Origin of the sequence: Sphingomonas sp. Ant H11 (assembly GCF_000797515.1) — a bacterium.
Lineage (GTDB): Bacteria > Pseudomonadota > Alphaproteobacteria > Sphingomonadales > Sphingomonadaceae > Sphingomonas.
Genome location: NZ_JSBN01000008.1, coordinates 43,627 through 65,252, shown reverse-complemented (window position 1 = coordinate 65,252; position 21,626 = coordinate 43,627). Strand labels below are relative to the sequence as shown.

20 protein-coding genes, 1 tRNA gene and 5 pseudogenes are annotated in these 21,626 nt (G+C 65.7%); 8 read left to right on the top strand and 18 right to left on the bottom strand.

The window, feature by feature from the left end:
* Nucleotides 1–192: 192 nt before the first annotated feature.
* Complete coding sequence (ygfZ, locus tag NW75_RS02575) at nucleotides 193–903, bottom strand: CAF17-like 4Fe-4S cluster assembly/insertion protein YgfZ (RefSeq protein WP_033963559.1); 711 nt, start codon at nucleotides 901–903, stop codon at nucleotides 193–195.
* A gap of 130 nt (nucleotides 904–1,033) precedes the next feature.
* On the opposite strand from ygfZ, the pseudogene NW75_RS02570 reads away from it, so the two are divergent.
* The 3 genes and pseudogenes from NW75_RS02570 (at nucleotide 1,034) to NW75_RS02560 (ending at nucleotide 4,131) form a co-directional block, all read left to right on the top strand.
* Nucleotides 1,034–2,355: pseudogene (locus NW75_RS02570) on the top strand (dihydroorotase).
* 58 nt (nucleotides 2,356–2,413) lie between these two features.
* The gene (locus NW75_RS02565) at nucleotides 2,414–3,418 is read left to right on the top strand and encodes a hypothetical protein (RefSeq protein ID WP_052192064.1); all 1,005 of its coding nucleotides are present in this window, start codon (nucleotides 2,414–2,416) and stop codon (nucleotides 3,416–3,418) included.
* Nucleotides 3,415–4,131: an ATP-binding cassette domain-containing protein gene (locus tag NW75_RS02560; RefSeq protein WP_033963573.1), complete on the top strand. Its 717-nt coding sequence runs from the start codon at nucleotides 3,415–3,417 to the stop codon at nucleotides 4,129–4,131. The genes NW75_RS02565 and NW75_RS02560 overlap by 4 nt, the downstream gene beginning before the upstream one ends.
* A gap of 70 nt (nucleotides 4,132–4,201) precedes the next feature.
* On the opposite strand, the gene NW75_RS24890 is transcribed toward NW75_RS02560, so the two are convergent.
* The 3 genes and pseudogenes from NW75_RS24890 to NW75_RS22640 all read right to left on the bottom strand — a co-directional run bounded on the left by NW75_RS24890 (nucleotide 4,202) and on the right by NW75_RS22640 (nucleotide 5,625).
* The gene (locus NW75_RS24890; protein ID WP_169313335.1) at nucleotides 4,202–4,351 is read right to left on the bottom strand and encodes a hypothetical protein; all 150 of its coding nucleotides are present in this window, start codon (nucleotides 4,349–4,351) and stop codon (nucleotides 4,202–4,204) included.
* Nucleotides 4,348–4,791: a DoxX family protein gene (locus tag NW75_RS02555; protein WP_033963557.1), complete on the bottom strand. Its 444-nt coding sequence runs from the start codon at nucleotides 4,789–4,791 to the stop codon at nucleotides 4,348–4,350. Before NW75_RS02555 ends, NW75_RS24890 begins: the two co-directional genes overlap by 4 nt.
* Nucleotides 4,776–5,625, bottom strand: a pseudogene (locus NW75_RS22640) (EipA family protein). The gene NW75_RS02555 and the pseudogene NW75_RS22640 overlap by 16 nt, the downstream one beginning before the upstream one ends.
* Nucleotides 5,626–5,795: 170 nt before the next feature.
* Between NW75_RS22640 and NW75_RS02540 the strand changes: the two are divergent.
* Nucleotides 5,796–5,888: transfer RNA gene (locus tag NW75_RS02540), tRNA-Ser, on the top strand.
* Between the two features lie 105 nt (nucleotides 5,889–5,993).
* On the opposite strand, the gene NW75_RS02535 is transcribed toward NW75_RS02540, so the two are convergent.
* From NW75_RS02535 to NW75_RS02525, 3 genes are all read right to left on the bottom strand, one after another.
* Nucleotides 5,994–6,740, bottom strand: coding sequence for an HvfC/BufC N-terminal domain-containing protein (locus NW75_RS02535; protein WP_033963553.1), 747 nt, complete (start codon nucleotides 6,738–6,740; stop codon nucleotides 5,994–5,996).
* Nucleotides 6,737–7,579, bottom strand: coding sequence for an MNIO family bufferin maturase (gene bufB / locus NW75_RS02530; RefSeq protein WP_033963552.1), 843 nt, complete (start codon nucleotides 7,577–7,579; stop codon nucleotides 6,737–6,739). Before bufB (NW75_RS02530) ends, NW75_RS02535 begins: the two co-directional genes overlap by 4 nt.
* 160 nt (nucleotides 7,580–7,739) lie before the next feature.
* Nucleotides 7,740–8,387: an NrsF family protein gene (locus tag NW75_RS02525; protein ID WP_033963550.1), complete on the bottom strand. Its 648-nt coding sequence runs from the start codon at nucleotides 8,385–8,387 to the stop codon at nucleotides 7,740–7,742.
* A gap of 288 nt (nucleotides 8,388–8,675) precedes the next feature.
* On the opposite strand from NW75_RS02525, the gene NW75_RS02520 reads away from it, so the two are divergent.
* The gene (locus tag NW75_RS02520; RefSeq protein WP_052192061.1) at nucleotides 8,676–9,362 is read left to right on the top strand and encodes a hypothetical protein; all 687 of its coding nucleotides are present in this window, start codon (nucleotides 8,676–8,678) and stop codon (nucleotides 9,360–9,362) included.
* A 218-nt stretch (nucleotides 9,363–9,580) separates the two neighbouring features.
* On the opposite strand, the gene NW75_RS02515 is transcribed toward NW75_RS02520, so the two are convergent.
* From NW75_RS02515 to NW75_RS02500, 4 genes and pseudogenes are all read right to left on the bottom strand, one after another.
* Nucleotides 9,581–10,045, bottom strand: coding sequence for a DoxX family protein (locus NW75_RS02515; protein ID WP_033963549.1), 465 nt, complete (start codon nucleotides 10,043–10,045; stop codon nucleotides 9,581–9,583).
* Between the two features lie 2 nt (nucleotides 10,046–10,047).
* On the bottom strand, nucleotides 10,048–10,776 hold the full coding sequence (locus NW75_RS02510; RefSeq protein ID WP_033963548.1) for an HvfC/BufC N-terminal domain-containing protein: 729 nt from the start codon (nucleotides 10,774–10,776) through the stop codon (nucleotides 10,048–10,050).
* A pseudogene (gene bufB, locus NW75_RS02505) lies at nucleotides 10,769–11,595 on the bottom strand (MNIO family bufferin maturase). The gene NW75_RS02510 and the pseudogene bufB (NW75_RS02505) overlap by 8 nt, the downstream one beginning before the upstream one ends.
* A gap of 17 nt (nucleotides 11,596–11,612) precedes the next feature.
* Nucleotides 11,613–11,891 (bottom strand): BufA1 family periplasmic bufferin-type metallophore, encoded by a 279-nt coding sequence (locus NW75_RS02500; protein WP_033963547.1) that lies wholly within the window; start codon nucleotides 11,889–11,891, stop codon nucleotides 11,613–11,615.
* Nucleotides 11,892–12,129: 238 nt separating this feature from the next.
* Here NW75_RS02500 and bufA2 point away from each other — a divergent pair, with 238 nt between their 5' ends.
* On the top strand, nucleotides 12,130–12,408 hold the full coding sequence (bufA2, locus tag NW75_RS02495; protein WP_033963545.1) for a BufA2 family periplasmic bufferin-type metallophore: 279 nt from the start codon (nucleotides 12,130–12,132) through the stop codon (nucleotides 12,406–12,408).
* 79 nt (nucleotides 12,409–12,487) lie between these two features.
* Here the strand turns inward: bufA2 and NW75_RS02490 are convergent, their stop codons facing one another.
* The 5 genes from NW75_RS02490 to NW75_RS25740 form a co-directional block, all read right to left on the bottom strand.
* Nucleotides 12,488–13,129, bottom strand: a complete 642-nt coding sequence (locus NW75_RS02490) for an NrsF family protein (RefSeq protein WP_033963543.1) — start codon at nucleotides 13,127–13,129, stop codon at nucleotides 12,488–12,490.
* Entirely contained in the window at nucleotides 13,119–13,655 is a 537-nt protein-coding gene (locus NW75_RS02485; RefSeq protein WP_033963570.1) for a sigma-70 family RNA polymerase sigma factor, read from the bottom strand. Before NW75_RS02485 ends, NW75_RS02490 begins: the two co-directional genes overlap by 11 nt.
* A gap of 189 nt (nucleotides 13,656–13,844) precedes the next feature.
* On the bottom strand, nucleotides 13,845–14,786 hold the full coding sequence (locus NW75_RS02480) for a helix-turn-helix domain-containing protein (RefSeq protein WP_033963541.1): 942 nt from the start codon (nucleotides 14,784–14,786) through the stop codon (nucleotides 13,845–13,847).
* Between the two features lie 392 nt (nucleotides 14,787–15,178).
* Complete coding sequence (locus NW75_RS27175) at nucleotides 15,179–15,304, bottom strand: hypothetical protein (protein WP_269430254.1); 126 nt, start codon at nucleotides 15,302–15,304, stop codon at nucleotides 15,179–15,181.
* Complete coding sequence (locus tag NW75_RS25740; RefSeq protein WP_231564899.1) at nucleotides 15,301–15,624, bottom strand: hypothetical protein; 324 nt, start codon at nucleotides 15,622–15,624, stop codon at nucleotides 15,301–15,303. Before NW75_RS25740 ends, NW75_RS27175 begins: the two co-directional genes overlap by 4 nt.
* A 196-nt stretch (nucleotides 15,625–15,820) precedes the next feature.
* Here NW75_RS25740 and NW75_RS02470 point away from each other — a divergent pair, with 196 nt between their 5' ends.
* Nucleotides 15,821–16,618 carry a quinoprotein dehydrogenase-associated SoxYZ-like carrier gene (locus tag NW75_RS02470; RefSeq protein WP_033963539.1) on the top strand — a complete coding sequence of 266 codons (798 nt, stop codon included), beginning with the start codon at nucleotides 15,821–15,823 and terminating at the stop codon, nucleotides 16,616–16,618.
* Nucleotides 16,619–17,567 (top strand): annotated as a pseudogene (locus tag NW75_RS02465) (quinoprotein relay system zinc metallohydrolase 1). It abuts the gene before it with no gap.
* Nucleotides 17,568–17,635: 68 nt separating this feature from the next.
* Here NW75_RS02465 and acs read toward each other — a convergent pair.
* Together acs and NW75_RS02455 are read right to left on the bottom strand one after the other, a co-directional pair.
* Nucleotides 17,636–19,589, bottom strand: a pseudogene (acs, locus tag NW75_RS02460) (acetate--CoA ligase).
* Nucleotides 19,586–21,598 (bottom strand): TonB-dependent receptor plug domain-containing protein, encoded by a 2,013-nt coding sequence (locus NW75_RS02455; RefSeq protein WP_033963536.1) that lies wholly within the window; start codon nucleotides 21,596–21,598, stop codon nucleotides 19,586–19,588. Before NW75_RS02455 ends, acs begins: the two are co-directional and overlap by 4 nt.
* Between the last annotated feature and the right edge of the window lie 28 nt (nucleotides 21,599–21,626).

The window sequence follows — 21,626 nt, the reverse complement described above, 5'->3', positions numbered from 1 at the left end:
AACAGGCGCGCTCGCCATCAGCGGCGGCACATGCCGGGCCGCACGTGCATCCCCGTCCGGGGCCAGCCCGCCGCCCGTGCGGACGCGTGGCAGATCGATGACGCGCTGTGGATCACTCGGGGCCCCTTATCTCCCGTCCGACATGGCCACAATCCGCTCGCACACGCAACACGCGAGTGCGAACACTCGTGTCTACGCCAGCGCCGCCGCCATCCAGTCGGGCACCAGCGCATCCCCCAGCGCCTCCACCCGGCGCAATTCCACCATCAGGCCCAATTCAGGATACGTCACCCGCGTGCGGTCCCCCGCTTCGCCGAGCGGCGCCACCACCAGCCGCCGGTTGACCTTGCTGCGATGGTGCATCCGCGCGGTATTTTCCTGGCCGACATAACAGCCCTTGGTGAAGCTCACCCCGTTCAGCTCGCGCGCATTGCATTCCAGCCACAGCGTCTGGTCGCTGCCCAGTTCGGCTTGCCCCTCGGTCACGCCCAGCGACAGCCGGTGCGCCAGCCAGCCCGTCGCGGCATCGCCCGCGTCGCCGATCCAGCGCCGCCCGAGCGCGGGCAGGCGCGGATCGGGCACGCCCTGCTCGCCCTCACGCGCCCAATGCACCGCGCCGCCCGTGCGCTCGATCGTGATCGCGCGCCGCAACCGGTACATCGACAAGCGCCGCACCAACGCCTCGGCCGCGCTCGCTTCACAATCGACCAGGATCGCCTCGCCCTCGGCCCACAGCATGAAATCGAACAGCGCCTTGCCCTGTGGCGTCAGCAGCCCACCCCATTGCGGCGCGCCCGGCACCACGCTCGCCATGTCGTGCGTAACAAGCCCCTGCAGGAAGCCGCGCGGGTCATCGCCCGCGATACGAAGGAGCGCTCGGTCGGTCAGGGTGGTTTCTGGCATGGCTAACAGGTAGGAAGCCCGCGACTCTTTGTCACCCATCGCCGCGCGCGTGCCGCCCGGCTGCCTATCCCCGACGGGCGGGGATCAAGGTCAGGGCTTCGACAGATTCCGCCCGAACGGAGTGCGTGCAGTGACTTTCGATCTCCTCCTGAAGAACGGCACCGTCCATTTGCCCGCGGGTCCGGTGCAGACCAGCGTCGGCGTGATCGCAGGGAAAATCGCCGCGATCGGCGCGGCCGGCGATGCGGGCGAGACGATCGACTGCACCGGGCTCGACATCCTGCCCGGCGTCATCGACACGCAAGTCCATTTCCGCGAACCCGGCCTCGTCCACAAGGAAGACCTGGAATCCGGCGCGCGCGCGGCGGTGCTGGGCGGCGTGACGGCCGTGTTCGAAATGCCCAACACCAAGCCCAATACCGATTCGGCCGAGGCGATCGCCGACAAGCTCGCCCGCGCGCATCATCGCATGTGGTGCGACCATGCTTTCTATGTCGGCGCGACCAACCACAATGCCGCCGATCTCGCCGAGCTGGAGCGGATGCCCGGCACCGCAGGCGTGAAAATCTTCATGGGGGCCTCGACCGGCGATCTGCTGGTGTCGGAAGACGCCTCGCTCGCCGCCGTGCTCGCTTCGGGCCATCGCCGCGTCGCCATCCATGCCGAGGATGAGGACCGCATGACGCCCGCGCCGACGAGCGCGTCCCCGGCGACCCGTCCTCGCATCCGGTGTGGCGCGACGATGAAAGCGCGCTGCTCGCCACCAAGCGCATCGTCGCGCTCGCCCGCGCGGCGCGGAGGCGCATCCATGTGCTGCACATCACCACCCCCGCCGAGCTGGAATTCCTGAGCGCCCACAAGGACATCGTGACCTGCGAGGTGACCCCGCAGCACCTCACGCTGGCGGGCGAGGAAGCCTATCCCCGGCTCGGCACGCTGGCGCAGATGAACCCGCCGATCCGCTCGGGCGCGCATCGCGACGGGCTGTGGCATTGGGTCGATCAGGGCGTTGCCGACATTCTCGGTTCGGACCATGCGCCGCACACGCTGGAGGAAAAGGCCAAGCCCTATCCCGGCTCGCCCAGCGGCATGCCCGGCGTGCAGACGCTGCTGCCGCTGATGCTCAACCATGTGGCGGAGGGGCGCACCACGCTTGCCCGCGTGATCGACCTCACCAGCGCCGGGCCGCAGCGCGTGTTCGGCATCGTCGGCAAGGGCCGCATCGCGGTCGGCTATGATGCCGATTTCTCGGTGGTCGACTTGAAGGCGCGCTGGACGATCACCGAAGACTGGCTCGCCTCGCGCTGCGGCTGGTCGCCCTTCACCGGCATGGAGCTGACCGGCCGCCCGATCGGCACCATCGTCCGCGGCCACCGCGTGATGTGGGACGGCGCGCTGGCTGGCGCAGCGGTTGGGGAGCCGATCCGGTTCGAGGCGGTGGAGTTTGGGTGAGGGGGCTTGGTTGGACGATCCCAATTGCAGATATGGGCTGACAGGCTAGTCTGCCGCCATGATCTCCCCCGACAGCGACCGTAACCGGCTGTTCCGCCATGACGGGCGCATTGCGATCAACACGATACGCGCCGCGTTTGCAGGATGGAACGACCGCCTTGTCGCTGTGGCCGTGCTGATCATCACATTAGCGATGATCAAATCGTGGCTGGCGGAGCGGCCTTGGACGATCGCGGCGTGGTCGGCAGTCGGTGCCGGTCTCCTCCTCGGCACCAGCGCTGAACGTCTTGTCGCGAAACGTCTGGCGTTCCACGGCTTTGACGGGTTGCTCGCAGTCGACGCGCTGCGCCCAGCAACCCGCAGACGGTATATCGCCGCTTGGCATGGCATCGCGCTCGCCCTGCTGGCCACAGTCCTGCTGGTCGTCGCACCCTCGCTGCTGATCGTCGGCTGTGCGAGCTATTTGGCTGGAACGCTCTTGGCCGCGCTCATGAGCGGCGTCACCGTGCCAAAGAGGTTGGCCGACAGAGTCGGGTCGGCACGGGTAATCCGGGCATGGTTGCGCCATGGGCAAGCGGGTGCCCTTGTCGCCTCGACGCTGCTCGTGGTGCTCCTATTGGAGCGATCGCTTACGCCGAATACGCTGATCGCGATCCTCGGCATCGAGACCACGCTGCTCACACTAGCACTCACCAGCGTCGATTCCGACGTCGTTCGCTTCATGGCGACCACCGGCTATGGGCCATGGCGCATCGTCGGCTATCATGGGAAGAGCATGGCGTACTTCCTCGCGCTCGCGGTGCCGGGATGCTGGCTGATCGCGGGGTCGGTTGCCGCAGCCGTCGTCACGGCGGTCTCGGGCGCGGTGCTGCTGCTTTTGGTCCTGCGCGTCCTCGCTTATTGCCTGCACGGGAAGCGGTTCGCCGATCTCATCGTCTCCATCTTCGCGGGGCTGCTCCTGTTTCTAGCCTATTTCCTGCCGATCGCTTTGCCGTTTCTCGCCGTCGCGATCCTGTGGCAGTTGCAACACCGGGCCCGCACGAAGACGTGGCTGCTGGCATGAGCCCCGCGATCCACCTTGCCGGGGCGGCGGTTGAACGGAGCGGACAGCGTGTCGTGCAGGACGTCGATCTGAGGGTCGCGCGCGGATCGTGGTTCGGCCTCATCGGTGCCAACGGATCGGGCAAGACCAGCTTGCTACGCGCGCTTGCGGGCAGGCTGCCGTTCGCGGCCGGATCGTGTCTGGTCGATGGCCAGGACCTAGCCTCGGATCGCGCCGGACGCGCGCTGCGCTTCGGTTTTTGTCCGCCCGCCCATACGCTGCCGGATAGCGTGCGTGTCCGCGACGTTCTCGAACTGGTCGGCGGCAGCTACGATGATGTCCGCCCCCGTTTGGGGCGGTTGTCCCTCGCCTTGGCGCTCGCCCCACTGCTGGACCGTTGGATCGGCGATTGCTCGGCCGGAATGCGGCAGCGGGTCGCGATCGCCTGCGCCTTTGCGGGCGGTCACCCGCGCGTCATTCTGGATGAGCCGTTCAACTGGCTCGACCCCGTGGCGATCTTTGATGTGCGGGAGGTCTTGCGCAGCATGGTTGATGATGGGCTGACGCTGATCACGGCCCTCCACGATCTCGGCACGCTCGCCGCAGCCTGCGATGCCGGGCTCGTCCTTGCGAACGGCGAAGTTGCTTTGGCGCTGGACGAACACGCGCTTCACACGGCGGCGCAAGACCCGCAGGCTTTCGAGCGACAGACGATTGACCTCCTGCGCTCCTGAACGTGTCTAGGCGCCGGTCCGGCCGCTATTGCTATCCGTCCCCTAACCTTACCCGCCGCAGCGCGAACGCTCACTTCTCGGTGAAGCGCTTCACTTTCACCGGCAAATCCTTGCCCTTGGTGCGGCGCGAGGGGATCTGCACCGGGTTCTTCTTCTTCCACGCGGCCCAGGTCATCGGGCCGTCGGGGGTGTCGATGATGGTGTCGTCGATATCGCTCATCGGAAGCTGCTCCGCCGGTGAAAAGGCCAGTCGATCACGCCGCCGGCGAACAGCGCCCACCACACGATCACCGGCTGAAACAGCAAACGCGGGACATGGTACCACAGGCTCAATCCGCCCGTGCCATGTTCGATATAATCCACCGCATGTTTCACATTGGCGGGATAGACGCACACCGCATACAGCGCCAGCATCACCCCGGCCCACCACCGCCAGCGCGGCAGGAACAGCCCCACCGCCCCGGCAATCTCGCACAGCCCAGTGACGAGGATCACCGCCTTGGGAAAGGGCACGAAGCCGGGGGTTATCGACAGAAACGGCCCCGGCACCGCGACGTGCAATACCCCCGCCGCGAGATAGGCCGCAGCCAGCACCGCGCGGAGCACCGCTCGAGTGCGCGGCGCGGCGCTGGCGGGTCGCTGGCTCAGAAGGGGAACCACTTCGATGTATGGCTGAACTTCATATAGCCAAGGTTCACGCCCTGCCGCCAGCCGACGCCCAGCCGGATCGGGATCAACACGATATTGCCGCGCCGCAAATAGGTCGCGGCGAAGCCACCGACGAAATAGACGCGCCCCTCGCCCGCCGGGAAGCGCTTGTACAGGTCTTCCGAATCGTAGAGGTTGTAGACCAATACGAACACCTTGTTGGCATCACCGCCGAGATCGAAGCCGACCGACGGCCCGGTCCAATAAACCGGCTGCTGCCCCTCGACCTTGTGGAACATCGTGCCCTTGCCATAGCGCAGGCCGACCACCACCGCGCCCGACGCTTCGCGCCCGGCGATATAGGCATTGGGCTGCCCCTGTTCCTTCAGCGTGCGTTCCAGGATCCCGGCGAGGCCGGCCGCACCCTTGCCGAAGGTGCCCTCGGCGGCGTTGAGCAACTCCTGCTTCTGGAAGGTCTGGCTCGCGGCAGATTCGGCATCGGCCCCGTCGCGCGCGGCCGCCTGCGCCCGCTCATCGCGCACGGTGCCATTTTGTCCGCCTGGGGGGCGCTGCCGTCGGGGTCGGGCCCGAGAGCGGCACGCTCGACTGCGGGGCGTCCGGATAGCGCGGGGCATCGGGGTAGCGTTGGCTATCGGGTGTGGTCGGCGTGGCGGCGGGATATTGCGGCTGTGCGGGCGCGGGAGCGTTCTGGCCGCGCAGATCGGAATCGATCGCCTGATTGGGGTCGATCGTGCGCACCTGCCCCGCCACCGGGGCGGAGGCGGTAGCAAGCGCCAACACCAAAGCGGCCCCGCTTCTCGGGACGCTGTGCCATCCTGTTCGCATCGTTCTTCTCCCCACGCCTCAATCCGCCCCCGTAACGCCATCGTGCCTGTCGCGACAATGAACCGCGCGGTTGAGCGCGACCAACCGAGTCGATTTTAGGCCAGGTAACATGCGAACGCGCTGTTGATCCGCAGCGCATGCGCGGCTATAGCCCGCCTTCGCCGTGATCCGGAGACGTGGGTGAGTGGCTGAAACCAGCGGTTTGCTAAACCGCCGTACCGGGTTTACTGGTACCGAGGGTTCGAATCCCTCCGTCTCCGCCATTTCGCCTTAAAATCATTGAACAATGTCCCCGATCCGGGGCGGCAACCCGGTTGGCAACCGGTTTCTGCGACGGACTCTCGCGATCAACGGCGAGCGGTTCGATTTTATTGAATGTCGGTGATCAAACCGTCCTGCAGCCAAGACGTCAGATAGCGCCCGGCGGCAAGGACCGCTTCCTCCACACCACTCGTTTCCGCAAGCCGGTCGCACAGCCGGGCGAAGGTCACGCCGGACGCAGCGAGCTGGATGGCGTCCCTTTCCGTTCGCTCGATCGTCGCAAAATGCGGCTGCAGGTCCACCCGCCACACCCGCACCCAGGCCGGTTCGGGCAGCATCTGTGCGGCGGGAACATCATCGCTGGCCGCGATCGCCGTCCAGATCGCACCGCAATTCGTCCTCACCGGTATCAGTTCAAGCGTTGGGACGAAGTGGATGACGGCATCGTCCCAATCGATCTCGGCGAGGCGCGCTGGATCAAATGGCGAAGCATCGGGGCCATCGAACGCGCGTCGCAGGGCCCAATCGAGCGCGGCGATTTCCGCAACCTCCGGGTCCTCGGGATAGCGGGCGTCGATCGTATCGGCGAAACCGATCCCGTAATCGCCCAGCGTCCAGCTGGTCGGGGCGTGAAGGCCGATATGATGGCGCGCCGCAGCTTCGAAAGCGTCGTCTCCGAGCCATGCCCAAAGCCGTTCGTAGCTGTCCTTCAGACAGGCAACCAGCTGAGCGCTATAGGCATTGTGGTAGACGGCGAGCCCCGGCCCGGCCCCGCCGTTGACGGCAACCGGGATCTCGGTCGGTTGGTCGAGCAGAAAGTCCAGGAACGTCCGCTGCAGGGCGAGCAGGCTCATGCCGCGACCGCCATTGCTTCGGTGGCGATCCGGCGGGCGATGTCGAGTTCGGACAGCAGCTCGCCAAGCGGCGGGATGTTGTCGTCGCGTTCGATCATCGCTGCAACCGGGCCCAATCGCGGGTAGATCCGCCTGAACAGGTCCCAAACTGGATCCGGCACCGGCTGGTCGTGCGTGTCGATCAAGCGCTCTCGCCCCTGGCTATGGCCTGCGAGATGGATCTGGCGGACGCGATCGGTAGGGACACCGGCGAGATACTCATAGGGGTCGAAGCCGTTGTTCGTGCCGCTGACATAGATGTTGTTCACGTCGAGGAGGAGATAGCAGCCGGTGCGCTTGGTCATCTCGGTAAGAAACGCCCATTCGGTCATCTGGTCATCGGCGAAGGTCAGGTAGGTCGACGGGTTCTCCAGCACGAGCGGGCGTTCGAGCACGTCCTGCACGTGGAGGATATTGGCGCACACGGCGTCGAGCGCCTCGTCGGTGAACGGCAGGGGCAGAAGGTCGTGCGAATTGACGCGCTCGACCCGCGACCAGCTGAGATGGTCCGACACCCACAAAGGTTGGACTCGGTCGGCGAGCGCCTTGAGCCGCGTGAGATAGTCCGTGCGCACCCCGTCAGCCGAACCGATCGACATCGAAACCCCGTGCATCGCGACGGGCCAACGTTCCCGCACCTGGTCGAGCACATGGAGCGGGCGACCGCCGGCGACCATGAAGTTCTCCGAGATGATCTCGATAAAATCCACGGGGACGGGTTCGGTGAGGAAGTTTTGGAAGTGCGGGATGCGCAGCCCAAGCCCGAACCCCTGAAATGGCGCGATCTCGACGTGCGGCACTGCTGACCTCCCAATGTTGTGCCGGGGCTCGATCCCGGGGGAGACCGACCCGCACAAAGGGAAGTTCGGTAGCTGGACGTTGAAGGTTACACGGGCGAGGGAAAAATGCGCCTCGTCCGGCTCGGCCGGGGTGCCAGCGACAAGGCTGGAGCCGCCGATCTCACCATCGCAGGAGGCGGGGACCCGCAACCGCGCCAAGCAACGTCGCAGCGGCAAGGCCAAGCGAGTACCAGAGCAGGACAAACCCCGGCGAGCTTTCGCTGCAGTGCAGCGCGTAGATCGTCGCACCGGTGCCGCCCGAGACGAGGCCCACCGCCGCGCCTGCCGCCCGCAGCCGTGTCGGTGCCAGCCGCGACATCGCCCACATCAACCCGACGAACACAGGCAGCGCGAGCGCGGCGACGTAAGCGGGGCACTGCCACCAGCTCGTCCCCATCCAGAACGCCTTGGAATCGCCGGCTGGGGCCGCGGCCCAGCGCATCGCGGCGATTGCCGCCAACGCCGCGACCGGGGGCCAAAGCAGCCGCGACCAGTGAAGCTTCGCCGCGTCGGGCCTGCTCAGCCGGTCAAGCGCCACGAAACCCAGGGACGCAATCGACGCTGTGTAAAGCAGCTTGATCCAGAACGACGGGGTGATGACAGCTGTCGCGATGTCGGGCCGCGGCCCAAGGCTGGGCCAGAAGAGCACCGCGACCCCGGCGACCACTGCGCCGGTGATGAGCCCCTTACGGAGAAGGATTTTCGTCGCCCCGCGCGGCACCGGCTGCAAGCCGCTGGATAGTTCAGCAATCAACGCTTCGGTGTTCATGAAATGCTCCGTCGATCACTCGGCCGACGGGCCTCCACGCCGCGAGTCTTCCCTACATTCGGTGCACAGGAGCAATCGGTTACGCCGAACGAAGATTGAACGGAACCGCCCCGCCCCGGCCGCCGGATCGGGAGAGGCGAGCGTCTGATCCAGGAAGCCGCTCCGCCAGCCCGTGCGATCGTCTTGTCGTTCGACGAGAAGAGCCAAATTCAGGCCCTCGACCGATCCCAGCCCGGCTTGCCGCTCAAGAAGGGGGCGTGTAAATCGGCGTCGGGGAGCGATTGAGGCGTGACCGTAGGTCTCACATTCACGAAGAGCGCCCGTCGGGTCGGGATCGTGGCGGCTAGCGGGACTGCTTTCCTTGGTGCCGTATACGTCGCGACGCTGATCGCTGGCCTTTTGTCGCTCCGGTCGCTGCAGCAACCGATTCCGGACCCGCTATTCTCTTTTCTGGAGATCGAGATCCTCTTGCTGATGCCGCTATTCGTCGCGCTTATGGTTTCGGTACATGCATGGGCCGGCGCGGGTGCCAAGGTGTTCAGCCTTATGGCTCTTGTCTTCGCGGGCGTCTTGGCGGGCCTGACATCCGCCTTACACTTCGTCATACTTATTGTCGGCCACCAAGCAGCGTTCTCCAAACTGTCGCCCCTGTTGCTGTCGTTCAAATGGCCCTCGGTAGCCTATGCGATCGACATTCTTGGGTGGGACATTTTCTTCGCGCTATCCGTGCTGTGGGCGGCTCCAGTCTTCAGCGGCGGTCGGCTCGCCACGACGATACGCGTGCTACTGGCAACCAGCGGGACGCTGGCGCTTGCCGGGCTGAGTGGCGTCGTCCTTGGCGACATGCGGTTCCGCAACATCGGAATCGTTGGTTACGCAGGTGTTTTTCCAAGCACGGCGGTGCTGCTCGCGATCCTATTTCAACAGTCGCCGCCTCAAAACGCCTGCCAGGCGGAACGCCCGGTAGTTTCGTAGCCCACTCACGATTGCGCCAGCGGATCACTTCCCGCTGACGTTCACCGCTACGCGCAGTGTGGTCGCAGGCGGCGAGCTGGCAAAAATGCCGCAGCGCAAGGCCGTGCTGCCCCGCGCCAAGGTGCCAGATGTCCGCCGCCACCTTGCTGTGCAAGATTCCCCACGCAGCATAGCAAAGCGCGCCGCGCCGCGAGAGCAGCGGCGCGCTTTGCCGGTGGTCAGTCTGCGGCATAATCCCGTGCCTTGCGCTCGCGCTTCGGATCCAGGCCCAGCAGATAGTCGAGCGAGAATTTGCCGCCGCCACGGAAGATGATTGGGAGCAGGAGGCCTGCCCAGCTCAAATGGGTCGGCCATGCGTCCGGGTAGACGAACACCTCGATGACCGTGGTCATGCCGAGCAGACCCAGGGCGGCGACCCGGTTGAACAGGCCAAGGACCAGCAGGATCGGAAACAGATGCTCCTGGTAAGTCGCCAGATGCGCAGCGACATGCGGCGGGATCAGCGGGATCTTATAGTCGGTCTCGAACAACGAGTACGTGCTGTCGGTGATGTGCAGAATACCATCGACCTTGGTCCGGCCCGACATGAAGAAGACCGCAGCGACTCCGAAGCGTGCGACCAGCAGCAGGATCGAGCCGGGAAACCGATCGAGCAGCGAGCAGAAGCGGGCGTAGTAGTTCATTCTCATTCTCCCCTTGGAATATCTTCGGCGAAGGCACCGGCGGACAGCAGCAATGCGAATGTCGAGGCGACGTCTCCGCCTTCGCTCGACGCGTTGGCAGCGGCCTCGGCGAGCGTCTTGCCCGCGAGAAAAGCTCTGGTCGGCCCGTCGATGACGCGGACCTCGACCGCATCGCTTGGGCGCGTGACGAGGATGATCTCCCGATCCCAGGCGATCGCATCGAGCGCGTCGGGTGGGGCGTCGGGCTGGTGCGCAAGCCATAGGCTCGCCGCCGGCATCAGCGCCTTCGCGATCCGCGTTGCGGGGTGCCAGTGCAGGGGCGCCTCGGGATCGATGCCTCGGGAAAGGGCCGCCGCATCCAGCGGCGGGCGGTCCGCGGCAAACAGCGCCTCGGTCACATTGCGTTCGAGCATCGCGACGGGCCCAAGATACGGTGCTTCCGCAAAGGGGGTCCAAGCGTCGACGAAGGGCCCGAACCTGTCGCCATAGAGGCACAGACGCGCCTCGCGTGGCGGTACCGCCTCGATATAGGAGGTTGCGCACGCGGCGAACGCTTCCTCTCCAACCATGGCCGCCGTCACCGGGTAGTTGGCGAACAGCGCGTCGCGTGCCGCCTTGCTTGCGGTATTGCGATGGACCGCGAGCGCGCGCCGCATCGCGGGGTCGTTCGACGGATCCGGGGAGGCGAGCATCGTGCCGAAGGCGTGCTGGAAATCGGCGGCATCAAGCATCGATCGACATCCTCTGCTCGAGCAGGCGGTGGGCGCGGTCGCGCTCCAGCATCAGATCCTGGAAGGGCGGCATTTCGTCGTCGCGTTCGATCAGGGTCGGACGCGGCCCGACGCGGTCGATCAGGCGTTGGTAGAGCAGCCAGACGGGGTCGGAGACCGGCGCATCGTGGCTATCGATCAGCAACCCGCTATCAGGGTCGGGATCGGGGCGATGCCCGGCGAGATGGACTTCGCCGATGATCGACGCCGGGATCGCGTCGAGCCGAACCTCGGGCGAGAACCGTAGGTTGGCGGCGCTGACGAAGATGTTGTTCACATCGACCAGCAAACCGCATCCGGTGCGCCGTGCCAGCTCCGACAGGAAGGTCGCTTCGTCGAGTTCGTGTCCCGGCAGGTCAATATAAAGGGACGGGTTCTCGACCATGATCGTTCGGCCAAGCGCGTCCTGCACGCGCGCCACGTTACCTGCAGTGATGTCGAGGGCCTGGCGCGTTCGCGGAAACGGGAGGAAATCGGAGTGATGAGCACCCTCCCACTTTTGCCATGCGAGATGGTCGGAGATGGCGGCCGGGCGGATCAGGTCGGCGAGGGCCCGCAGCCTGCGGAGGTGATCCTCCGCAGGCGGTTCCACCGACGCCAGCGAGAGGCCGACGCGTGGAGCGAGATCGCGAAGCGCTCCGCCAGCGCGACGAGCGCTCGCAGGCGCGGTCCGCCATCGACCATGTAGTTTTCGGCGTGGACCTCGAACCACAGGCCCGGGTTACGCGCTGTCAGCGCTTCATCGAGATGCTCGAGCTTGAAACCCAGGCCTGCGGTCATGATCATCGGTCGACTCCTCAGGCACCCGGCGTGAGCGAGCCGAAGCCCTTGGGAGTCTTGATCTTGGCGCAGGTGCCGGCCGGCACGAGCTTCCACGCGTCCTTCTGATAGTTGACCTTGGAAGTGCCCGCGCAGGTGGTGCCGGCACCGGCCTTGCAGTCGTTCTTGCCGGCCTTGGCGACGCCGTAGCATTTCTCCATCGGCTTGCTCGCCTGGGCGTGGGCGGCCGTGGTGGCACCGGCTGCGAGGGACGCGAGCAGCAGGGCGCTGAGCGCGGTGGTGGTACGACTTGTCATCTTACGGTCTCCAATTCAGCCTCACGTGCGGCGGTCCGTCGGGAAGGGAGGGAGCGCCGCACGGTGGTCCGGGAGGCTGACAGGGTCGGACCACGACGATGAGTCCGCTGGGACGCGCGCCCCGGTTACAGGTCGCCCCCGCAGTTAGATTTTAAAATGCGTCTGTAACCGCCCGTCATCGCGCGGCGAAAACATGGCTGCCACTCGGCAAGTCAACGTCTCAATTCAGGAGTTTGCTATGAAGACCTTCAAGACCGGCGCTGCCATCGCCTCCGCCGCCGCCATGCTCGCCTTCGCAGGTGTCGCATCCGTGAGCCCGGCGCAGGCTGCTGGCGCACACGCATCGGGCAAGGTGCAGCCCTGTTACGGCGTCAATTCGTGCAAGGGCCAGTCGGACTGCAAGTCGGGCACGCATGACTGCAAGGGCCAGAACGACTGCAAGGGCCAGGGTTTCAAGGACCTCTCCGCCAAGTCGTGCGCCAAGATGGGCGGCAGCCTCACCCCGAAGGCGGGCTGAACAGCCGTTGGGCTCGGTTGAACGGCCGGGCCCGACTTACGCGGAATATCGTCCGGCGGCGTAAAGCTGTCGGGCGGTATTACCAGCGTGAGGTCAAGGGGAGGATGGCACGCGCGACCAGCGTGATGGCCGCGCAACCGAGCGCGTACCAGAACACGATGTAGAAGGGATCGTCGCTCGGGCAGTGAAAGGCGAAGATAAATGCGCCCCACGCGGCTGCGGCTACGCCGACGGCCGATGCGCTCGCCTCAAGATCGGTCGGCGCACCTCGGCGCATCATATATCCAAGGGCGATCACGGGCGGAACCGAAAGGACCGTCATGACGGCCAGGCACTCGACGCCCATTCGCCACATCAATCGGGCAGCGAGCCCATCCAGGCCTTGACCGGCAACGTCGATAACCACGCCGACCAAGACGATCGCCGTGAGGGCAAGCCCCCAGCGGCGAAGCCCCTTTCGTGGCAGGGACACCGGGCTGAAGGACTGCAAAGCGACATTCACGCCAATAAGCGCGAGGATTCCGAGCCCCGCCATCTTCCACCAGAAGGCCGCACGGCCGAGCGCCGCGCCGAGATCGGGCCGGATCGTGCCAAGCGCCAGGAAGCCGACGAGTTCGACGACGGCTAATATGAGGAGGGTGACAAATTGGGGGCCGAGCCTCGGCCGGGGCACCGGACGAAGATCCCCTACCAGTTTATCGATCAGCGCATCATTCGACATCGGCTTGCTTCTGAACAATCATGGCTAACCGCGCCAGCCCCCGGTGGATATTCACCTTGATAAGGGATCCGGACTGGCCGGTCCTTTCGGAGGCTTCCTCAACCGAAAAACCCTCGATTTTCACGAGCCGAATCGCTTCGGCCTGTGCGGGTTTCAACTCGGTCATCAACCGCGCCAAAATCACCGAGCTGGTCACGTTGCGCTCATGGTCCTCAACAGCGATCTCTTCAGGGAGTTCCTCGGTCCGGGAGCGGCTCATCGACCGCAGGCGATCGATCCATTTGTACCGGGCGACCGCCATCAGCCACGGCTTGAACGGCCTTTCCGGGTCGTAGGTGTGCCGTTTTTCGTGGATTGCAATCAACGTGTCCTGAACGGCATCGTCCACCATAGCGGGGGGAAGGCGGCGTGCGTAAAAACCCTTCAGCCAATGCCTGATCTCGTCCAGCAGCCGCCGATAGGCGGCGGCATGCCCCTCTTGGGCCGCAGCCATCAATTGACCCCATTGGTCCGCGGTCTCGCTCATCGACGAGCTCCCCGGCACCAGGACCGCAGCGCTGGCCGATCGTTGAACCGCAAGACGAAGGTGGGGTTGCACGTCCCGTCATTCGGCGGAACCGGCTGGACGGTTACAGCCTCGCCCAAAATAAAAACGCGTGGGGTCTTTTTGCCCGCCACCGATATGCGTCGTGCTCTCACTGCCGAAAACTTTCGCTCATTGCGCATCCTGGGCATCCCCGTTCAGGCCGTTCCGGCGCATGCGCGTCGGATCGATGCCGAATGCGTTGCGAAAGCTGCGACTGAAATGGCTGCGGCTGGCGAAGCCCGCATGATTGGCGATGTCGGAGATCGAAAGGTCCGTCGACAAGACGAGCTGCCGCGCTTTGTCGAGACGTGCGCGGTTCACGAACTCCATCGGCGGCGACCCAACCGTCTCCGCAAAGACTTTCGCGAATTTGGACCTGCTCATGCCGGCCGCGCGGGCAAGATCGGCCAGACTATGATGTGAGGCCGGATCCTCGACGACCCGCGCCACCGCCCGCGCCAGGGACGGCCGCTCGAACAGGCCGGGGAGGACTTCCCGCGAGCCACGGTCCTGAGCGGATCGGCGCAATGCCAGGATCAGGCACGCCTTCATCAGCGATCCGATGAGTGCTTTGCTCCCCAGTGCCGCGACGCCTGTTTCACGAAGGATCGTCGAGAAGGCGACGCCAACGACCGGTTCATCGGCGACATACGAACAGATCGGCTCTTTCAGCCCCTCGAACGGCCCGAACGATCCACCGATGTCGGCCTTGATCTGGCCGCAGGCGACAACGACGCTGCCCGGGCTTCCCATCGTAGCGTCGTAGTGCATCAAGCCGTCGCGCCGCCTGCTGCATGTCTCCTGCGAAGTGAGGATCTTGGAGGGCGTGGCCGAACCGCCGATCACCTGATCGATATATGCCGGTACCAGGACCACGCTGCCCACCGGTGCCTCGATGCACGCGCCGTCGGCGAGGCCGAGATAGAGCGTACCCGCGAGAATGAAGTGGACCTCGATCTTGTCGAGCTGCTTGATTTCAATCGCCGAGGTCGCGGTGAACTCGCAGACTGCGAACTCCTTCACGTTCACCGCGAGCGCAGCAAGAATCTGGTCGATCGCGGCGTCGTTCATAACCGGCATAGTGTGCCGTTTTGTCGCAATGATTCCAGACGATTCGCAACGAAGACAAAAATACGGATGATGCGGCACGTCGGTGGATGATCCGGCACGGGCGCATGCGTACAGGCTCGATTATCGATACGGCACGCGTTGGGAGTTCCAAAGAACGGCAGCGACGCGGCTGCAGCCATCCGCATGAAGTCCAGGGCCGCCCTTTGGTACGCTCGTTCGTATTCGCTGGTCATCGTACTCAATGGGCGGCGGCGCTGCCTGCTCAGCGTCATCGACGACTACAGCCGGGAATGCCGGGTGCCAGGACACCGGCGTCGAGTGGCACGACTGGCGTCTCTCTTGCGCGCCTGACGAACCATCGCAGGTCCAAGCGACACTCCATAAAATTCGGTTCATCCCGCTGGAACCGTCAGCGTCACGGCAAAGCCCGCCTCCTTCCAACCGTCGAGCCCGTCGGCGAACCAGCGTATGTCGGGCAGCCCTGCGCGATGCAGGCGCAGTGCGGCGTTCCAGCTCATCCAGCAATCGGCCTGGCAGAACACGACAAGCGGGCGATGGGGGTGCCGGGCAGCCAGACGGCGCACGCGAGCAGCATGGCTTGCTCGATCCCGGGGTCGAGTTCGCCGCGCCCGCTCTCGGCGAACCAATGCGCGCCTGGGATCGAGGCATGCGGCTCGGCAAGACTCCATCGTCCGGTCTCGACGTCGCGGAGCGCACCGGGTGCAGGATTGACGTCGATAAAAATGGCACCCGCCCGCCACAAGGCATGTGCCTGCGCGACGTCGACGCGCCTGACACCTTCGGGGATTGAAGGGATCACGCCGCGATAATGGCTCATTCGATAACCTGTAATCGGATCGAACAGTGGGGCTTCGGCTGGGGGGGCGGGAGTCGGCCTGTACCACACCCCCGGTCGAGGCTAGCACTGCCACCGCAAGCATGATTGCCCTTCGCATCCGCAACGCTCCGCTTGGCCCAAAGTCGCATAGTAGCAGGCGTCGCCGCGCTGCTAAGCTGTGCTTTGGGAGAAGATTATGGTCGTATCGTCGCTACCCTGGATCGGGGGGCTATTGCTGGCGCTGGCACCGCTACCGGCGCACGCGACCCTGCCCGCCGATCCGCTCGGATCGCCGATGTGGCAGCGATTGGGCGACACGCTGTTCGGCAACGACCCCGTCCGCTTCGACGATCGCGTTCATGTGATCTTTCCCGAAATCGCCGAAAACCAGACCAGCTTTCCCGTGACAGTCGACGCGCGCGGCATTGAGGGGGTGAAGCGTATCCTGCTGTTCGCCGACCTTAACCCAATTCCGCTTGCGATCGATTATACGCTCGCCGGTGCCCGGGCGTTTCTTGCGACGCGAATCAAGCTCGACCAGCGCACCCCGGTGCGCGGTGCGGTGCAGCTCGCCGATGGCAGTTGGCTCGTCGGCGGCGGCTGGATCGATGCAGCGGGCGGGGGCTGCTCGACCCCGCCGACAAGTCGTGTCAGGGGCGATTGGGCAGACCATCTCGGCGAAGTCCGCGGTGTCGCGGTGCGCGGGGCCGACGGCACACACATCCGGGTGGCCTTCCGCCACCCGATGGATACCGGCTTCGTCGCGAACATCCCGACGTACAATCTCGACACGCTCACCCTGAGCGGGGCGGGCAAGGCATACGGAACGATGCGGATCGAGGCGTCGGTCGCCGAGGATCCGACGATCTCGATCATCGCCGAGACAGCAGCGGGCGAGACGGTGGCCGTGCGCGCCAGCGACACCAACGGGATCCGCTATGACGGGTCGCTCGCGGTGCGCGAGGCGACACCCGCGCTGGCCGCGGTCCGCTAGATGATCGATCGCCGGATCGCATTGGCGGGTCTGCTTGGCGCGATCGCGCTGCCGGCCCGCGCCCAGCCGCTCGCCTATCGGATCATTCCCGAGAAGGTTGCCGATGGGCTGTGGGTCGTGCGAGGCGTCGATGCGCCGATCGCGATGGCCAATGGTGGCGCGATCGCCAATATCACGATTCTCGCAACCGAGGGCGGGACCGTGCTCGTCGATTGCGGCCCGTCGCTGCGCTATGGCGTCGCGCTCAAGCAGGCGGCCCAAGCGCTGACCGGCCAGCCGGTGGTTCGCGTCTATCTGACCCATCTCCACCCCGACCATATTTATGGTGCCGCCGCTTTCGCGCCCGGGATCGTCGCGGCCACGCCACAATTGGCGAACCTCTTGAAGAGCGAGGGTGCCGGCTTTTCTGATGGGATGTACCGGCTGCTCGGCGATTGGATGCGCGGGACCGAATTCACGCCGCCGGGCGCGATCCTGACGGCCGATCACGAAACATTCGGGGCACGGCGGTTTCGACTGCTCCCGCTGGCGGGACACAGCCCGGCCGACCTCGCGATCCTCGACGAAGCGAGCGGAACGCTGATCGCAGGCGACCTCGTGTTCCATGATCGCGCGCCCTCCACCCCACATGCCGACCTGGAGAAATGGCACGATTCGCTGAAGACGCTCGAAGCGTTGGGTCACAAGCGCGTCGTGCCGGGACATGGCCCGGTCGATCCCACCCCCCGCCACTGCGATCGTCCAGACGCGCGACTGGCTCGACTGGCTCGCCGCCACACTGCGCGCGTCGGTCATCGCCGGCGATGACAATGTCGCGGCGGGCAACGTCATGATCCCGGCACGTTTCGCGACGCTGCAGGCCGCGCGCTACGAACTGCAGCGCTCCGTCGCTCATCTCTATCCGGGGCTTGAGGCCGAGCTCCTGCCCCGGATCGACGCAGGGCGCTGACGCTCCGCATAGGCTCCTGCGCACACGGAGCGCTCTCTTTTGCGAGGAAACACGGCGAGACGCGTGTGTTATCCGACGCGGTTGGCGATCAAATCGTCGACCACCGCCGGGTCGGCCAGCGTGCTGGTATCGCCGAGCGTGGCGATGTCCCCCTCGGCGATCTTGCGCAGGATCCGGCGCATGATCTTGCCTGACCGCGTCTTGGGCAGGCCGGGGGGTGAACTGGATCGCGTCGGGCGTTGCGATCGGGCCGATTTCGGTGCGGACCCACGCCACCAGATCCTTGCGCAACGCTGCGCTCGGCACCTCGCCGGTATTGAGCGTGACATAGGCGTAAATCCCCTGCCCCTTGATGTCGTGTGGGAAGCCAACCACCGCCGCCTCGACGACGGCGCGGTGCAGCACGAGCGCCGATTCCACCTCGGCAGTTCCCATGCGATGCCCCGAAACATTGATGACGTCATCGACGCGGCCAGTGATCCACCAATACCCGTCGGCGTCGCGTCGTGCGCCGTCACCGGTGAAATAGACGCCGGGATAGCCGAGAAATAGGTCTCGAAAAAAGCGCGCATGGTCGCCCCAGACGGTCCGCATCTGCCCCGGCCAGCTCCGCGTGAGGACGAGATTGCCCTCGATCGCTCCCTCGAGCACCGCGCCCGCCGCATCGACCAGCGCCGGCTCGACCCCGAAGAACGGGACACTCGCGGCACCGGGCTTGAGCGGCGTCGCACCGGGCAGCGGCGTAATCATGTGCCCGCCGGTCTCGGTTTGCCACCATGTATCGACGATCGGGCAGCGCCCCTCACCGACGATCTCATGATACCAGCGCCACGCCTCGGGATTGATCGGCTCGCCGACCGAACCGAGCAGGCGGAGCGAGGCGCGACTGGTCTGCGTGACGAAGCCGTCGCCCTCGCGCATCAGCGCACGTAGCGCGGTCGGCGCGGTATAGAGTTGCGTCACCTGATGGCGATCGACCACTTGCCAGATCCGCGCCGGGGTCGGCCAGTTGGGCACGCCCTCGTACATCAGCGTGGTAACGCCGTTGGCGAGCGGGCCATAGACGATATAGCTGTGCCCGGTGACCCACCCGATGTCGGCGGCGCACCAATAGGTGTCGCCGTCGCGGCAATCGAACACGCAGGCATGGGTATAGGCCGCCCAGAGCAGATAGCCGCCGGTGGTGTGAAGCACGCCCTTGGGCTTGCCCGTCGATCCTGACGTGTAGAGCAGGAACAGCGGATCTTCCGCGTTCATCCATTCGGGCGGGCACTCGGCATCCACCTGCGCCGCGGCCTCGTGATACCAGACGTCGCGTCCGTCCTGCATCGCGACGGGGCCGCCGGTCGCGCGCAGCACGATGACCGTGTCGAGGCAGGTGGTGAGTTTGGCGGCGGCATCGACATTGGTCTTGAGCGGGATGCATTTGCCGCCGCGACAGCCCTCGTCGGCTGTGATGACGATATGGCTGTCGCAATCGGTGATCCGCCCGGCCAGCGCCTCGGGCGAAAAGCCGCCGAAGACGATGGAATGGATCGCGCCGATTCGCGCGCACGCCAGCATCGCGAACGCCGCCTCGGGGATCATCGGCAGATATAGCGTTACGCGGTCACCCTTACGCACGCCCTGCGCCTTCAGCACGTTGGCGAAGCGGCACACTTCGGCATGGAGTTCGGTAAAGGTGATGTGGCGCGCAGGGCGATCGGGAGCGTCGGGCTCCCACACGATCGCGACCTGATCGCCGCGCGTCGCGAGATGCCGGTCGATGCAATTGACCGAGACGTTGAGCACCCCATCGGCGAACCAGCGCACGCCGAAATCGGCTTCGTGGAAACTGCTTTGATTGGCCACGCTCGGCGGGGTGAACCAGTCGAGCCGTTCTGCCTGTTCGAGCCAAAACCGATCGGCGTCGTCGAGCGAGCGGGCATAGTCCGTCGTATAGCGTTCCGCGGTGATCGTCGCCTCGGTCGCCCAGTTGGTCGGAACGGGATAGATATCTGGCGTCACGTCTGTCTTCCTCATCGCAAGCGCACGCCGATCCACAGCGTGCGCGGGGTGCCGACGTCGATCGATCCCGCCGCGTTGCGGGTGATCACCGTTTCGTCGGAAAGATTTTCGCCGCGCAGGACGACCGCCACACGCCTGGCGACGGGCAGTGTGAGCACCCCGTCGAGCGTCGTCGCGGACGGGAGCACGTCGGTCTGCAGATCGTCCTCATATTGCTTGCCGACATAGCGCGCGGTGAGCGAGGCGGCGAAACCACGCGGCGATGCCCAGGCGAGCGTCGCGCTGCCGCTGTGCCGCGGGCTCTGCGCCGGGATGAAGCCATCAAGCTGTCGCGATGCACCCGATGCGTGGACCCGGCTGTCGCTGAACGCATAGGAGCCATCGACCGAAAAGCGCCCGCGCGCGGCCCGCGCGGTGAGCTCGATCCCCTTGGCGACGATCGCATCGACGTTGCGGCGTTGGCGCAGATTGGGCCCGATCGTGACGTTGGCGATCGCGCCGTCGAGGCGGTTGTAGAAGCCGGTGATGCCGAGGGTGACGCCAGCGACCGGCGTGAGGTCGAGCCCGGCCTCGGCTCCGCGCAGCCGTTCGAGCCCGAGCGCCGCATTAGCTTGCGTGGTAATCGGGAAAACCACAAACGGGCGATAGAGTTCGTTGAGCGTCGGCAAGCGGAAGCCGGTATAACCCGCCGCGCGCAGCGCGAGTGCGTCGCTCGCGTGGAACAGCGCGCCCGCGCGCCCGGTGCCCTCAAACCCATGACGGTCGTGATAGCGCGTGTCGGTGGTCGTCGCGCCTGTCGCGCTGGCCTCGTGGAAGAAGCCCTGGGTGATCGTCCAGCGATCGCCACGAACACCGGCGGTCAGCACCAGTCGCCCGAGCGTCCAGTCATCCTCGACGAACAGACCGGTCGTGCTGGTATGGCCCCCGGCATTGCGCCGCGCGGTGACCGCGCCGCTCGCGGCATAGGCGTCTTCGTACAATTCGCCGTCGCCGAGCCGGACATCGGCACCGATGCGCAGAACATGGTCGGCCCCGACCGGCGGGCGCAGCTCGATCTTGCCGCCAACCCCCGTCGCCGGCGTGTTGCGCTGGTCGAGCGTGAGCTTGAAGCTGGTCGCGCTGATTACGCGGTTGGAAAAATTGCGCGCCTGGACATATGCCAGCGCATCGATCGCCCAATCCCCGCGATGGATTAGCCGGACGCTGGCATCCTCCCCCTCGCTGCTGCTGTTCGCGCCCACAAAGCGGAGCGTCCGCTCGTCGCGATACAGCAGACCGCGCACCTGGAGTTCGGTCTGCGCATCGATCGGCACGACCGCGCGAATGGTGCCCGATCCATCCCGGTAGCGCGCGCGGACGGTCGCGGCGGTGAACTGGGATGGCGGCGTGGTGTAAAAACCGTCGCCGCGCTCGAACTTGCCCGACACGCTGACGAACCCGCCGCCAATATCGGGCGAGACACTTGCCGACACTTCCTGCGCGTTGTTGCTGCCGTAGAAGGCCTCCGCCGCAATCGTCGGCAGGTCGTGGCGGGTCGCACTCGCCAGCTCGATTGTCCCCGCGACGGCACCGGCACCGAACGCACCCGCGCCGCCGCCGCGCGTCACGCGCACGCCAGCGAGCCGATCCGCCGAGATCGCATTGAAGGGAATGTACCCGAAGAACGGATCGGCCAGCGGGACACCGTCGAGCAGCACAAGCGCGCGGCTCGACGCATTGCCGCCGAGCGCGCGCAACGTCACACCCTGCGCCGAAGGGTTGGCCGAGCGACTGTCCGATCGGCGGAATTGCTGGAACCCCGCAACGTCGAGCAGCACGTCCTCGACCCGCCCAGTCGCATCGCTGGTCAAGCGCGAACGGCCGATCGTTACCGAGCCATAGGCCGGCATCCCCGGCGGAAGCGGAAGCGGCTGGCCGAGCACCACGATATCGGCGGGATCGGCAGACGGTGCGGGGCTTTGCTGCGCGAGCGCAGACGATGGAACCACCAACGCCAGCAACGGAAGGAATGACGAGCGACGCATGACGGGCCGGCGCTTTCAAAATAGGACG

Coding starts and splice junctions, on each gene's coding strand:
- ygfZ (WP_033963559.1), bottom strand. CDS start 903: ATGCCAGAAACCACCCTGACCGACCGAGCGCTCCTTCGTATCGCGGGC.
- NW75_RS02565 (WP_052192064.1), top strand. CDS start 2,414: ATGATCTCCCCCGACAGCGACCGTAACCGGCTGTTCCGCCATGACGGG.
- NW75_RS02560 (WP_033963573.1), top strand. CDS start 3,415: ATGAGCCCCGCGATCCACCTTGCCGGGGCGGCGGTTGAACGGAGCGGA.
- NW75_RS24890 (WP_169313335.1), bottom strand. CDS start 4,351: ATGAGCGATATCGACGACACCATCATCGACACCCCCGACGGCCCGATG.
- NW75_RS02535 (WP_033963553.1), bottom strand. CDS start 6,740: ATGAGCCTGCTCGCCCTGCAGCGGACGTTCCTGGACTTTCTGCTCGAC.
- NW75_RS02525 (WP_033963550.1), bottom strand. CDS start 8,387: ATGAACACCGAAGCGTTGATTGCTGAACTATCCAGCGGCTTGCAGCCG.
- NW75_RS02515 (WP_033963549.1), bottom strand. CDS start 10,045: ATGAACTACTACGCCCGCTTCTGCTCGCTGCTCGATCGGTTTCCCGGC.
- NW75_RS02510 (WP_033963548.1), bottom strand. CDS start 10,776: ATGCTTGATGCCGCCGATTTCCAGCACGCCTTCGGCACGATGCTCGCC.
- NW75_RS02500 (WP_033963547.1), bottom strand. CDS start 11,891: ATGACAAGTCGTACCACCACCGCGCTCAGCGCCCTGCTGCTCGCGTCC.
- bufA2 (WP_033963545.1), top strand. CDS start 12,130: ATGAAGACCTTCAAGACCGGCGCTGCCATCGCCTCCGCCGCCGCCATG.
- NW75_RS02490 (WP_033963543.1), bottom strand. CDS start 13,129: ATGTCGAATGATGCGCTGATCGATAAACTGGTAGGGGATCTTCGTCCG.
- NW75_RS02485 (WP_033963570.1), bottom strand. CDS start 13,655: ATGAGCGAGACCGCGGACCAATGGGGTCAATTGATGGCTGCGGCCCAA.
- NW75_RS02480 (WP_033963541.1), bottom strand. CDS start 14,786: ATGAACGACGCCGCGATCGACCAGATTCTTGCTGCGCTCGCGGTGAAC.
- NW75_RS27175 (WP_269430254.1), bottom strand. CDS start 15,304: ATGAGCTGGAACGCCGCACTGCGCCTGCATCGCGCAGGGCTGCCCGAC.
- NW75_RS25740 (WP_231564899.1), bottom strand. CDS start 15,624: ATGAGCCATTATCGCGGCGTGATCCCTTCAATCCCCGAAGGTGTCAGG.
- NW75_RS02470 (WP_033963539.1), top strand. CDS start 15,821: ATGGTCGTATCGTCGCTACCCTGGATCGGGGGGCTATTGCTGGCGCTG.
- NW75_RS02455 (WP_033963536.1), bottom strand. CDS start 21,598: ATGCGTCGCTCGTCATTCCTTCCGTTGCTGGCGTTGGTGGTTCCATCG.